Source organism: Pseudomonadales bacterium (genome assembly GCA_024234165.1).
Lineage (GTDB): Bacteria > Pseudomonadota > Gammaproteobacteria > Pseudomonadales > UBA5518 > UBA5518.
Map to the genome: position 1 here is coordinate 440,404 of JACKOP010000003.1, position 13,393 is coordinate 453,796.

Genomic DNA, 13,393 nt, shown 5'->3' on the forward strand with positions numbered 1-13,393 from the left:
CGACCTCATCTCCAGCCTGGTGCGTTCAGCTCAGGATCTCGCCGACACGCGTGAACAGTCCCACCCGCAGATCCTGTGCGGTGTAGATGACCCTGCCATCCACGGCCATGGTGCCGTCTGCGATTCCCATCACGAGCTTGCGTTCGATCACCCTCTTGAGATCGATACGGTACTCGACGAGTCGGGCCTCCGGCAGTACCTGACCGGTGAACTTGATCTCGCCGGCACCCAGCGCGCGTCCCTTGCCCGGATTGCCCTTCCAGCCGAGGTAGAAACCGATCAGTTGCCACATCGCGTCCAGGCCAAGGCATCCGGGCATCACCGGGTCGCCCCTGAAATGGCAGTTGAAAAACCACAGCCCCGGATGGATGTCCAGCTCCGCAATGATTTCGCCCTTGCCGTGGGTCCCACCGGTGGTGCTGATATGACTTATGCGGTCGACCATCAGCATGTTGTCGGTAGGCAACTGCGCATTGCCGGGGCCGAACAGCAGGCCGTGGCCACACGCGATGAGCTCTTCCTTGGTGAACGAGGACTGGGTCCAGCGTTTGCGAGGCGCGGCGCTGTTGCTCAAAGGCATATTCTCTGAGGAGGTGAGTGCTGGTGAATTGTAGAGAGTTTGCCCATGCCCGTCATCCGCGCACTGGCTTCGTCCGTGCGAGAGGCGGCGCGCATCTGACAACCCCGGCAGCTTCCACTAGACTTCCGCTGGTCGCGACAGTCCGGATAAAGAGCTTCATCGTGCGTATTGCAGTCATCGGCACCGGTTATGTGGGCCTGGTCACAGGCGCGTGTTTTGCAGAAATGGGCAACCACGTGGTTTGCGTCGACAACGATGCGGCCAAGCTCGAGCGCCTGCGCGCCGGCGAGATACCGATCTTCGAGCCCGGGCTGGCGCCGGTGGTCGAGCAGGCCACACAGGCCGGGCTGCTGAGTTTCAGCGCCGATACGGCAGCGGCGGTGGAGGCGGCCGAGTACATCTTCATCGCGGTCGGTACTCCGCCCGGCGAGGACGGCTCGGCAGATCTCAGTTATGTGCTTGCGGTCGCGCGTGACATTGGCCGATCGCTGCAGAGATACGCCGTCGTGGTCGACAAGTCCACGGTGCCGGTCGGGACTGCCGATCAGGTGCGTGCGACGATCGGCGCGGAGCTTGCGGCGCGTGGCGCCACGATCGAGTTCGACGTCGTGAGCAATCCCGAATTCCTGAAGGAGGGCGCCGCGGTTGGTGACTTCCGCAGCCCGGATCGCGTGATCGTGGGCACCGACTCCGAGAAGGCGCGGCGGCGCATGCGCGAGCTTTACGGCCCGTTGCTGCGCAACCACGATCGCATGTTGTTCATGGGCGTGCGTGACGCCGAGATGACCAAGTACGCGGCGAACGCGATGCTGGCCACGCGGATCTCGTTCATGAACGAGATCGCCAGCCTTTGCGATCGCCTTGGCGTGGATGTCGAAAATGTGCGCAAGGGCATCGGTTCGGACAGCCGCATCGGCTATTCCTTCATTTATCCGGGCTGCGGTTACGGTGGTTCCTGCTTTCCAAAGGACGTCAAGGCGCTGGTGCAGACCGGTCGTTCCTGCGACTTCGAACCAGCGATCCTGGTGGCGGTAGAAGCGCGCAACGAACGTCAGAAGCGCGTGCTGTTCGACAAGATCACGGCGCATTTCGGCGCTGACCTGAGCGGGCGGCGTTTCGGCGTCTGGGGGCTCAGCTTCAAGCCAAATACGGACGATATGCGTGAAGCGCCGTCGCTGGTGCTGATCGACCGGTTGCTCGCAGCCGGCGCGACAGTGGCAGCTTACGACCCCATCGTTTCGGGCAATGGTCATGCGGGTGTGCCGCGCGAGTGGCTGGAATCCGGGCGTCTCGAGCTCAGCAAGTACCAGTACGATGCGCTGCGCGAGGCCGATGCGATGGTGCTGGTGACCGAGTGGAAGCGCTTCCGTCAGCCCGATTTCGACGCCATGCGCGATCTGTTGCGCCAACCGGTCATCTTCGACGGCCGCAACCAGTACGATCCGATACTGATGGCCGACTACGGCTTCACCTACTACGGCATCGGTCGCAGCAACGCGACCACATCACAACCGGGAGCCTGAACCATGTTGATCCCCGTACTGCTGTCCGGTGGTGTTGGCAGCCGTCTGTGGCCCGTTTCGCGCGAGCTGTACCCGAAGCAGTTCCTGCCGCTCGCCGACACCCGGCTCTCGCTGCTCCAGCAGACGCTGGAGCGCCTGTCCGGGATGCCGACGCTGAGCGCACCGATCGTGGTCTGCAACGACGAGCATCGCTTCCTGGTGGCACAGCAACTGCGCGAGCTGGGGCTCGATGATGCGTCGATCATTCTGGAACCGGCCGGGCGCAACACCGCGCCGGCGATCGCGCTGGCCGCGATCGATGCGCTGCAGCAGACCGAGGACGCGGTGCTGCTGGTGCTGCCGGCAGATCATGTGATCCGCGACCGTGCCACGCTGCAGCAGGCGGCGCAGCGCGCCATGGCACAGGCAGAAGCAGGGCACCTGGTGACTTTCGGGATCGTCCCGCACGCGCCAGAGACTGGCTACGGCTATATCCGCCGCGGTGCGCCGATCGGTGACGGGGTATTCGCCGTGAGTCACTTCGCCGAGAAGCCCGATCTCGCCACGGCACAGAAATACCTCGGCAGCGGCGAGTACTTCTGGAACAGCGGCATGTTCGTATTCCGCGCCGACCGTTATCTCGAGGAGCTCGAGCGGCACGCGCCGCAGATGCTGGATGCCTGCCGCAAGGCCTGCGAGCAGGCGAGCGACGATCTCGATTTCATCCGGGTGCACAAGGAATCGTTCCTGGCCTGCCCGGCCGATTCGATCGACTACGCGGTGATGGAGCGTACCGACCGCGCAGCGATGGTGCCGCTCGAGTGTGGCTGGAGCGATGTGGGTTCCTGGGGTGCGCTGTGGCAGACGGGTGCCGCAGACGAGCACGGCAACGTGTGCCGCGGTGATGTGATCCTGCACGACGTTGCGAATACCTATGTGCACGCCGAATCGCGGCTGGTTGCTGCGGTCGGACTCGACGACGTGGTGATCGTGGAGACGGCCGACGCCGTGCTGGTCGCTGACAAGGATGCCTCGCAGGACGTGAAGCACATCGTCGCACGGCTGAAGGGGGCGCGGCGCAGCGAGGCGCTGAACCACAAGCGTGTCTACCGCCCGTGGGGTTCCTACGAGAGCCTGGTCGAGTCGGGTCGCTTCCAGGTCAAGCGCATCATCGTGGAGCCCGGACAGCAGCTTTCGCTGCAGATGCACCACCACCGAGCCGAGCACTGGATCGTCGTGAAGGGTACGGCGCATGTGACTTGCGGCGAGCAGGAGATCATGCTGCGCGAGGATCAGTCGACCTATATTCCGCTCGGTACGAAGCACCGCCTCGCGAATCCCGGCAAGATCCCGCTGGAGCTGATCGAGGTGCAGACCGGCAGCTATCTCGGCGAGGACGATATCGTGCGTTTCACCGACGTCTACGGTCGTGCGCCGGCTTGAGAGACTGGCGCAAGAACCCTTGATCCGCGCTTCGCAGTGCTTGGCGACAGCCTCTTGAGGCAAGCCTGGTCGTGCCAGGAAATCGCAGGCGCGGCTGAGTTCCCGGCGTGCCTGGTGCGCCAATGAGGCCCTCGTATGCGCTCCCTGTTCCGCTTTCTCGCCACCCTGCTGCTTGTCGCGCTCGTCGCGGCTCTGGCGTTCGTCGGGCTGCTCTTCTCTGTGCTGGACGGGAAACCCCTGGTACAGCGTGAGGCAACCGTTTCCACCGAAGCGATCGGCCAGGCGCGGCAACTGCTTGCCGGTAACGATCCGCGTCGGCTGCGAGCCGGGGAGGAGCGCACCGTGCGCATCCCGGCTGCCTTGCTGGATGAGGGGATCAACTACGCGGCTACGCAGGTGCTGCGCGCGCGTGCTGCGTTCGGGCTGGTACCCGATGCGGCCGAGTTGCGGTTGAGTCTGCCGCTGCTGGTTGCGCCCGCGTTCCTGAACCTGCAGTTGCAGGTGCCGGCCGCTGCCGGTCCGCCGCATCTGTCGGCAGTGCGAATCGGCAAGCTCGTGCTGCCACCCGCCGCGGCCGAGGCTCTGCTCGATCTGGGGATCGCCGCTGCAGGCTACGGCAATGAATGGCGCATGCTGCGGCGTGCGGTGCGCGGGCTTGCCTTCGACCCCGGAGCGGACGTGGTCGAGTTGCGTTATGCGTGGAACCCGGACCTGCTCGACAGCGCGCGCGAGGTGGCGCTGCTGCCGGCGGACGTGGCACGAATCCGTGCTGCCAACGCCCGCTATGTGGATCTGCTGGAGGGCAGGGCGGTCGGTTCGCGTCTCGATCTGGCCGCGGTACTCGGACCCATGCTCGGCGCCGCGAATGTGTCAGCCGAACAGCGGAGGGCTGCGCTGCTGGTGTTGGCGAGTTATCTTGCCGGTCAGGGCCTCTCGGCCCTGGTTCCGGAGGCTGTCGGCTGGCCGAAGGCGCCGCGCGTCGTACTTGCCCTGCGTGGCCGCCATGACAGTGCACAGCACTTCGTGGTCTCCGCGGCGCTGGCTGCCTGGGCGGGTGAGCCGGTGGCGACCGCGATCGGCGTTTACAAGGAACTGGAGGACGCACGTCGTGGCAGCGGTTTTTCCTTTGCCGATCTTGCAGCCGACCGGGCCGGCACGCGTCTCGGCGAGCTGATCCGGACCGATCCGGCACGCCTCGTCGAGGTGCTCGGCAACTCACCACGGGATGCCGACCTGCTGCCTGCGCTCGATGGGCTGCCGGAGTTTCTTCCCGACGCCGAGTTCCGGCGTCGCTACGGTGGACCCGGTGAGCCGGCCTACGAACGGCTCGCAACGGAGATCGAACGCCGACTGGGACGACTGCCGCTGTATCGCTGATGTGTCTGTCCGATGGTTCCGGCTTTGACTAGACTTCACTGCGATCCTTGGTATGCCGCCGTGGCTGCCAATGGGCTTGTTTCACCACTTTGCACCGGACCTTCAATGATCAAGAAATGCCTGTTCCCCGTTGCTGGCTACGGTACCCGCTTTCTGCCTGCCACCAAGGCGATGCCGAAGGAGATGTTGCCGATCGTCAACAAGCCGCTGGTGCAGTACGGTGTGGAAGAAGCGCTGGATGCCGGACTCTACGAGATCGCGTTCGTCACCGGCCGCGGCAAGCGCACGATCAACGACCACTTCGATACCAGCTACGAGCTCGAGCATCAGATTGCAGGAACCGACAAGGAGCAGTATCTGGTCGGCATTCGCGACGTGATCGATCGTGCTGTGTTTTCCACCACGCGCCAGCGCGAAATGAAGGGATTGGGACACGCGATCCTTACCGGCCAGACGCTGATCGGTGACGAGCCGTTCGGCGTGATCCTTGCCGATGACCTCTGCTTCAACGAGGGCGGCGACAGCGTGATGGCGCAGATGGTGAAGATCTACAAGCAGGTGCGTTGCAGCATCGTCGCCATCGAGGAAGTCCCGACCGAGCATATCCACAAGTTCGGCGTGATCGCGGGTGAGGCGGTTCGCGACGATCTGTACCGCGTCACCAGCATGGTGGAGAAGCCCTCTGCCGCCGATGCTCCCAGCAACCTGGCGATCATCGGCCGCTACATCCTGACCCCGGACATTTTCGATCTGATCCGCAAGACGCCCCCCGGCAAGAACGGCGAGATCCAGATCACCGACGCCCTGCTGCAGCAGGCACGCGAGGGCTGCGTGATGGCGTACCGCTTCAAGGGGCGGCGCTTCGACTGTGGCAGCGTGGACGGTTTCGTCGAGGCCACCAATTACTGCTACGAGCACTTCTACAAGACCGGCAAACCGTAGGCCCGTAGGTCGGCATCCAGGTCCGCAGGTCGGCATTCATGCCGACGGAAATGCCTGCACCTGTCGGATCGAAATCCGACCTACGGGTCGATGTCCGTAGGTCGGCATTCATGCCGACGGAAATGCCGCACCTGTCGGATTGAAATCCGACCTACGGGTTGGCATCAGCAACAGTGATCCCGCGTTCAAAGCCGCCAGATTTCGATACCGTTACCGCCGAGTGCCGAGCGATCGACGATCGACTTCACGTCCATCAGCACGCCCGGATTGCACAGCAGCGCCCTGAAATCGTCGACCCCGAGCGCACGGTACTGCCGGTGTGCGACGGCGAGCACCAGCGCCTGCGCCGGCGGCAGCCGCTCCCAGGGTGTCAGCTCCACGCCGTATTCGTGGCGTGCTTCGGCGGTATCGGCCAGCGGGTCGTGTACGTACACGTCGCAGTGGTATTCCTTCAGTTCCGCGATGATGTCGGCCACGCGCGAGTTGCGCAGATCGGGGCAATCTTCCTTGAACGTCAGCCCCAGCACCACGACCTTCGCGCCGTTCACGGCGTGGCCGTGGCGCACCAGGGCCTTCACGGTCTGCTCGGCGATGAATTTGCCCATGCCGTCGTTGGTCTTGCGTCCGGCCAGAATCACCTCGGGGTGGTGTCCTTCCGCCTCGGCCTTGTAGGTCAGATAGTAAGGATCGACGCCGATGCAGTGCCCGCCGACCAGTCCGGGGCGAAACGGCAGGAAGTTCCACTTGGTGCCGGCTGCTTCCAGTACGTCCAGCGTGTCGATGCCGAGCCGGTGGAAGATCAGCGACAGCTCGTTCATCAGCGCGATGTTCAGGTCGCGCTGCGTGTTTTCGATGACCTTGGCAGCCTCGGCCACCTTCACGCTCGACGCGCGGTGCAGGCCGGCCTCGACCACGCTGGCGTAAAGCGCTGCCACGCGTTCCAACGTCTGCGGTGTATCGCCCGAGACGATCTTCACGATGGTCTCCAGTCGGTGCACCTTGTCGCCCGGGTTGATGCGTTCGGGTGAATAGCCGATGTAGAAACCGTTGCCGTCGTCGCTTGCCGTGCGTCCCGGGCCGCCCAGCCAGCGCAGGCCGGAGACCTGTTCGAGGATCGGTACACAGACTTCCTCGGTGCAGCCGGGATAGACGGTCGACTCGTAGATCACCACCGTGCCCGGCGAGAGGTTGGCGCCGATCAGGCGTGAGGCGTTCTCGAGGATCGCGAGATCGGGGCGGTGCGCGTGGTCGATCGGCGTGGGCACGGCGACCACGATCAGCCGGGCCGCGCGCAGTCGTGCCGGATCACTGGTGAACTCGAGGCGGCTGGCCGCTCGCAGGTCGGCTGGATCCACCTCGCCGGTCGGGTCGATGCCGTTGCGATAGTTCGCGATCTTGTTCTCGTTCAGATCGAAGCCGATCGTTGTGTGCTGCTTGCCGAAAGCCACGGCGAGCGGCAGTCCAACGTATCCCAGACCCACGACGGCAACGGTTTCCACACGAACTCCTTTCGGCCAGACAGTGCGCGGAAAGTATAGTGCTACTATTCCAAGGCAACCACGAGCCCATCACCTACAGACAACCCGTGTGAACGTCGGATTCTTCAGCTACCTGCTCGCCTGCGCGGGCTATCTTATTCTGAGCGCGCTGCTGCTGGTCTCGTGGCGGGGCCGCGCGCTGGGTTCGTTTGCGATCGGGGCCAGCTTCTGCACGGCGATCTGGTCCGGGATTTCGGCTGCATCCACCATTCTTGAAGGGTTCAACCCCGGATTGCTGCTGCTCGGCGAGCTCCTGCGCGACGCAGCCTGGTTCGCGTTCCTGTTTCGTACCCTGAGTGTGCGTGACGAGAGCGATGCGCCCGCGCGCATGCCGTGGCTGATGCCTGCGGGCCTCGCGGTGTTCGCGCTGTGTGTGGGGGTGCTGGTCGCGCCGCTGCTGTTGGGGGCAGGCAACCAGGTGGCAGCCGTACTCCTCGAAGCCGGGTTGATCATCTGGGTAATCATCTCGATTACCGGTCTGCTGCTGATCGAGCAGATCTACCGCAATTGTGCTCCGGCCGAGCGGTGGGGGCTACGGTATCTGTGCCTTGGCCTTGGCGCCGTGTTCGCGTATGACTTCTACATGTACGCGGATGCGCTGCTGTTCAAGCAACTCGATTTTGCGCTCTGGAGCGCGCGCGGCGTCGTGACGGCGATTGCGGCGCCGCTGGTCGCGATCTCGATCGCACGCAACCCGAAGTTCGATATCGCCATCCACGTCTCGCGCGACGTGGTGCTGCACTCGGTCACCGTGTTCGGCGCCGGCAGCTACCTGTTGCTGATGGCCACCGCTGGCTACTTCATCCGTTTCTGGGGTGGCAGTTGGGGCAATGTGCTGCAGATCGGTTTCCTGTTCGGCTCCGGCCTGCTGCTGGTGGTCCTGCTGTTCTCGGACCGTATGCGGCGACGGCTGCGCATATTCCTGAGCAAGCACTTCTTCAGCTACAAGTACAACTACCGCGAAGAATGGCTCAAGTTCACGCAGGCGCTCGCCGAAACCACCGTCGAGGTGCCCGAGCGCGTGGTGCGTGCGATCGCTTCTCTGGTCAGCAGCCCCGGTGGCATGCTGTGGGAATTCACGCCGCAAGGGCAGCGACGGGTGCTGGCGTGCTGGAACGTGCCCGAGCCGGACGCGAAGGATCCTGCCGACACCGAGTCGCTGGCGGCCTTTCTCGAGCGATCCGGCTGGGTCGTCGATCTCGACGAGTACGCTCGAAGTCCGGGTCTTTACGAAGATCTGGTGCTGCCCGCGTGGTGCCGGCACCTTGCCGGCGCCTGGCTGCTGGTACCGTTGCTGTTTCGTGCGCGTGCGATCGGTTGCGTGCTGCTCGTGCGCTCCGATCTGCACGGCGCCATCAACTGGGAAGACCGCGATCTGCTGAAGACGGCCGGTCTGCAGGCGGCTGGCCAGCTGGCGCAGTACCAGGCAGACCGTTCGCTGGTGCAGGCGCAGCAGTTCGAGGCGTTCAACCGTCTGTCGGCGTACGTGGTGCACGATCTGAAGAATATCCTTGCGCAGCAGTCGCTGATCGTCTCCAACGCCGGCAGGCACAAGCACAAGCCCGAGTTCGTCGACGACGTGATAGACACCGTGCGCAACTCGGTGGAGCGCATGACGCGGCTGATGGAGCAGATGCGCAGTGGCGCGCGTGAAGCTGCCGCGCAGCAGGTAAACCTGCACGCGACTCTCCTCGTCGTGGTCGAGCGTTGTGCGCGCCGCGAGCCCGTGCCGGTGCTGGTGCATTCAGACCCGCTGCTCTTCGTGCAGGCAGACCGCGAACGCCTGGCAACGGTCTTTGCCCACCTGGTGCAGAACGCGCAGGAGGCGACGGATCGCACCGGCAAGGTAGCGCTCGAGCTGCACCGCGACGGTGACTGGGCCGTGATCGAGATCGAGGACAGCGGCTGCGGCATGGACGCCGAATTCGTCCGCGAGCGCTTGTTCAAGCCGTTCGACTCGACCAAGGGGCTGACCGGCATGGGCATCGGTGCCTACGAGAGTCGCGAGTTCGTACGCGCGCTCGGTGGGGAAATCCATGTGCGCAGCCAGCCCGGAGCCGGCTCGATCTTCCAGCTCGTGCTACCCTGTGAAGCGATACCGAGCGAGTGATCCGAACAGATCGGGGAGACAATGTCCGGGGTGCAGGAATCCGACCGCAATCTGCTGATCGTCGAAGACGACGAGGGGTTGCAGCGCCAGTTGCGCTGGTGTTTCGACGGCTACGAAGCCGTGGTCGCCGGGGATCGCGTCGAGGCCATCGCGTGTCTGCGGCGTCACCAGCCGGGCGTGGTCCTGCTCGATCTCGGTTTGCCGCCGGATCCGGGTGGTGTGAGCGAAGGACTGGCGACGCTGCAGGAAGTCCTCGCGCTGTCACCCGAGACCAAGGTCATCATCGTGACCGGCGACAACGATCGCGCCAACGCCGTGCGCGCGATCGCACTGGGAGCCTACGACTTCTACCAGAAGCCGGTCGAGCAGGATGTGCTGACGCTGATGGTCGATCGTGCCTACCGGGTGCATGAGCTCGAGCGTGAGAACCGCCGATTGCAGCAGTCGCAGATCAGCTCACCGCTCGACGGCATCATTGCCGCCAGCCCGCAGATGCTGAAGGTCTGTCGTACGATCGAGAAGGTGGCGCCTTCCGACGTGACGGTACTGTTGCTGGGCGCCAGCGGCACCGGCAAGGAGCGCGTTGCGCAAGCGCTGCATGAACGCAGCAGCCGAGCGCGCCAGCGCATGGTCGCGATCAACTGCGCGGCGATCCCGGAGAACCTGCTCGAGAGCGAGCTGTTCGGTCACGAGAAGGGGGCCTTCACCGGTGCGATCAAGCAGACGCCTGGCAAGATCGAGTACGCCCACGGCGGCACGCTGTTTCTGGACGAAATCGGCGATCTGCCGCTCGGGCTGCAGTCGAAGCTGTTGCGCTTCCTGCAGGAGCGCGTGATCGAGCGCGTAGGTGGCCGGCAGGAAATCCCGATCGACGTGCGCATCCTCTGCGCCACGCACCAGGACCTGCAGGGAAAGATCCAGGACGGCAGTTTCCGCGAGGATCTGTATTACCGCATCAGCGAGATCACGATCCGCATTCCCTCGGTCAGGGAGCGTGACGGTGACGCGCTGTTGCTGGCGAGATCCTTCCTGCACCGCTACGCGCAGGAGCAGGGTCGCCCGATTCGCGGTTTCGATCGCGAGGCGATCGCAGCGATCGAGGCCTACGCCTGGCCCGGCAACGTGCGCGAGATCGAGAGCCGCGTGAAGCGCGCACTCATCATGGCCGACAACACGTATATCACGGCGGAAGATCTCGAGCTGGAGGCCGAAGAGCACGAGCCAACGCCGCTGAATCTCAAACAGGTGCGCGAGGATGCCGAGCGGCGCGCCATCCTGCGCGCGCTGGGAAGCGTGGACAGCAACATCTCGGAGGCGTCGAAGCTGCTCGGCGTGACGCGCCCCACACTTTATTCGCTGCTCGAGAAATTCCAGATAAGACAGTAGGGCGCTGCGCCTGGCAGCGTGGCCATCCCGATTCCGCTCAGCGCCCCTTGCCGAACAGCACCACTTCCACCGTCTGCACCAGGATGTGCAGGTCGAGCAGGAAGCTGCGGTGTTTCACGTAGTAAAGGTCGAACTTGAGTTTCTCCAGCGCGTCCTCTTCGGTCGACCCGTAGGGGTACTTGAGCTGGGCCCATCCCGTGAGGCCGGGTTTGACGTTGTGTCGCTGGTTGTAATAGGGGATCTTCACGACCAGATCCTTCACGAATTCCGGACGTTCCGGTCGCGGACCCACGAAGCCCATATCGCCGCGCAGTACATTCCAGAGCTGTGGCAATTCGTCGATCCGGTACTTGCGCAGGAATTTCCCGATGCGGGTGACCCGCGGGTCGTTCCGGCTTGCCCACACCGCACCGCTCGTTTCCGCATCCACGCGCATGCTGCGGAACTTGATGACATTGAAGGGCTTCCCGCCCAAGCCTACGCGGCGCTGGAAGTAGAAGGTCGGTGCCTGCAACCCTTCCTCCAGCTTGATGCTCAGCCAGGTCAGCAGCATGATCGGCCACACGACCAGGAACACGCACGTTGTGAGCAGCGCGTTGAAGAGCCAGTCGAGGGCGTTGCGCAACTCGTTGGTCGAGTTGAAGCCGTTCGAGTAGATCACCCAGCTTGGATACACCAGGTTCACCGCGACCTGGCCGGTTTCGCGTTCGATGAAATCAAGAATCTCGATCACGTTCGTGCCGCGCATCTTGCAGTCGAACAGCAGGTCGAGCGGGATGTTGTTGCGGCGTTCGTCGCAGGCGATGATCAGCTCGTCGATATTGTTCTTCAGGATATAGGCAGCGAGGTTTTCGCCTTCGAGAGTGAACTTTTTCTCCTTCTGGATGCCGTTCGGCGAATCTCCGCGCATCACCACGAAGCCGTGCAGATCGAAACGTTTGCGATCGACCCGACGCTTCATGCGCTTCTCGATGATCGATGCCCGCTCGCCGGCCCCGATCACCAGCACATTGATCTTCTTTTGCGCGAGGAACTCGTAGGTGAAGTCGAAAAAGCGGATCAGGCTCACGAGTCCGATGCTGAAAATGACCGTCAGCAACAGCGCTTCTGGTGGGAACACGCGCTCGGCGAACGCGAGCGTCACCAGCATCAGCGTGAATCCCCCCATCACGGTTGCCACGACCGCACGCCGGAATATGGCGCGGTAAGGCTCGCGCAGCTTCGGGTTGTACAGCCCCAGCGACAGCGAAAACAGTTGGGAAGCGATCGCGAATACCGTTGCGTAGACCAGCAACAGGTTGGCAACCACCTGCTCCGGGTGTGGAATCTGCACATTCAGCAGCCAGGCTGCCAGCAGCAGCGACGCCGTGTGTACCGCAAATTCGATGAGCGTGAGGAGCTTCATCCCTGTCGAATAGCTACGAAACTTCATGTTGCGTATCTGTGTCCTTTAGATTGCAGGCCCGGAACCCGATGAGAGGTTCGGCACAGATTAGCAGTTGCCGGGCATTTCTTCCTTCTCTACCTACCGCTTCGCTATGGCCGCCTCCGGGCGCGGTGGGCGCGTGAGCAGTGTGGCGGCCAGGATCAACAGCCCGCCGCCGAGCGTACGTGCGCCCAGGGTTTCGCTGCCGAGCCCCACCGATGAGAGTGCTGCGAACAACACTTCGGAAAGCATCACGACCGCGGTGACCGCCGCAGGCAGGTGCGCGGCGCCGTACTGCAGGGCAAGATTGCCGCCCAGCAATACCAGTGCGAGTGCAATGTTACCGGCCACCCATGGCCAGGCGGGCGCTGGTGGCGCCACGATCATGCCGCTCGCCGTCAGCAAGGCAGCCATCGCAATCGCCACGGTGAAGCCGCCGACGAACATGGCCAGCGCGCGCGCTTCGTCCGGTGCTTCGCGATGGCGACGCACCAGCACGTTCACCAGCGCGAAGCTCGCGCCACCAGCGATGCCCAGCCAGTCGGCCAGCGAAGCGGGCAGCGGCAGCCCGGTCTCGGGGCGCCAGAGCACGACGGCTGCGCCGCCGATCGCCAGCGCGACCCGGCCAACCGCTGCGCCGGTGATCGCCTCGCCCAGCAGCCAGCGCGCCAGCGGCAGCGACCAGACCGGCATCAGATAGAACAGCAGTACTACCCGAACGACCTCGCCGATCATCACACCCCAGTTGAAGGTGGCGTTGGTAATGCCCGATGCCAGCACCAGCCACAGCAACTGCGGGCGTGCGAGCAGCGCCGGCCACGCAGCCGGGCGCCACAGGCTGATCAGGACTGTGGCCAGAGCGAATGCGAAACCGGTGGCCCACAGGCTATGCAGTCCGAGGGAGTTGAGCTGGCGGAAAGGCCACCACGACACGCCCCAGACCAGCGCATTCAGCAGCAGACAGCCGATTGCAGCAGCCCGCATGGTCGGCGGATGTTCGGTATGTGCAGACATGGCCGGCGAGTATAGATATAAAAAGGCATGGGTCACCGTCGTGCGCCGTTCTCTAGTGTCAAGGTGCAGCGCGTG

General features: G+C 63.9%; 10 protein-coding genes. 6 read left to right on the forward strand and 4 right to left on the reverse strand.

The annotated features are described in order from the left end of the window. Positions 1-25 precede the first annotated feature (25 nt). Positions 26-580, reverse strand: a complete 555-nt coding sequence (gene fabA, locus H7A12_11310; protein MCP5321396.1) for a 3-hydroxyacyl-[acyl-carrier-protein] dehydratase FabA — start codon at positions 578-580, stop codon at positions 26-28. Positions 581-741: 161 nt separating this feature from the next. On the opposite strand from fabA, the gene H7A12_11315 reads away from it, so the two are divergent. The 4 genes from H7A12_11315 (at position 742) to galU (ending at position 5,844) form a co-directional block, all read left to right on the forward strand. Next, positions 742-2,103, forward strand: a complete 1,362-nt coding sequence (locus H7A12_11315; protein MCP5321397.1) for a UDP-glucose/GDP-mannose dehydrogenase family protein — start codon at positions 742-744, stop codon at positions 2,101-2,103. 3 nt (positions 2,104-2,106) lie between these two features. Then, a complete protein-coding gene (locus tag H7A12_11320) occupies positions 2,107-3,525 on the forward strand; it encodes a mannose-1-phosphate guanylyltransferase/mannose-6-phosphate isomerase (GenBank protein ID MCP5321398.1) in 1,419 nt (472 codons plus the stop codon). A gap of 135 nt (positions 3,526-3,660) precedes the next feature. Next, positions 3,661-4,902, forward strand: a complete 1,242-nt coding sequence (locus H7A12_11325) for a hypothetical protein (protein ID MCP5321399.1) — start codon at positions 3,661-3,663, stop codon at positions 4,900-4,902. Between the two features lie 105 nt (positions 4,903-5,007). Then, complete coding sequence (galU, locus tag H7A12_11330) at positions 5,008-5,844, forward strand: UTP--glucose-1-phosphate uridylyltransferase GalU (GenBank protein ID MCP5321400.1); 837 nt, start codon at positions 5,008-5,010, stop codon at positions 5,842-5,844. 185 nt (positions 5,845-6,029) lie between these two features. On the opposite strand, the gene H7A12_11335 is transcribed toward galU, so the two are convergent. Further along, a complete protein-coding gene (locus H7A12_11335; protein MCP5321401.1) occupies positions 6,030-7,343 on the reverse strand; it encodes a nucleotide sugar dehydrogenase in 1,314 nt (437 codons plus the stop codon). Between the two features lie 88 nt (positions 7,344-7,431). Between H7A12_11335 and prsK the strand changes: the two genes are divergently transcribed. Both prsK and prsR read left to right on the forward strand, forming a co-directional pair. After that, a complete protein-coding gene (prsK, locus tag H7A12_11340; GenBank protein ID MCP5321402.1) occupies positions 7,432-9,492 on the forward strand; it encodes a PEP-CTERM system histidine kinase PrsK in 2,061 nt (686 codons plus the stop codon). 21 nt (positions 9,493-9,513) lie between these two features. After that, positions 9,514-10,878, forward strand: coding sequence for a PEP-CTERM-box response regulator transcription factor (gene prsR, locus H7A12_11345; GenBank protein MCP5321403.1), 1,365 nt, complete (start codon positions 9,514-9,516; stop codon positions 10,876-10,878). A gap of 37 nt (positions 10,879-10,915) precedes the next feature. Here prsR and H7A12_11350 read toward each other — a convergent pair whose 3' ends face one another. Next, on the reverse strand, positions 10,916-12,310 hold the full coding sequence (locus H7A12_11350; GenBank protein ID MCP5321404.1) for a TIGR03013 family PEP-CTERM/XrtA system glycosyltransferase: 1,395 nt from the start codon (positions 12,308-12,310) through the stop codon (positions 10,916-10,918). Between the two features lie 93 nt (positions 12,311-12,403). Then, the gene (locus H7A12_11355) at positions 12,404-13,318 is read right to left on the reverse strand and encodes a DMT family transporter (protein MCP5321405.1); all 915 of its coding nucleotides are present in this window, start codon (positions 13,316-13,318) and stop codon (positions 12,404-12,406) included. Positions 13,319-13,393: the final 75 nt, after the last annotated feature.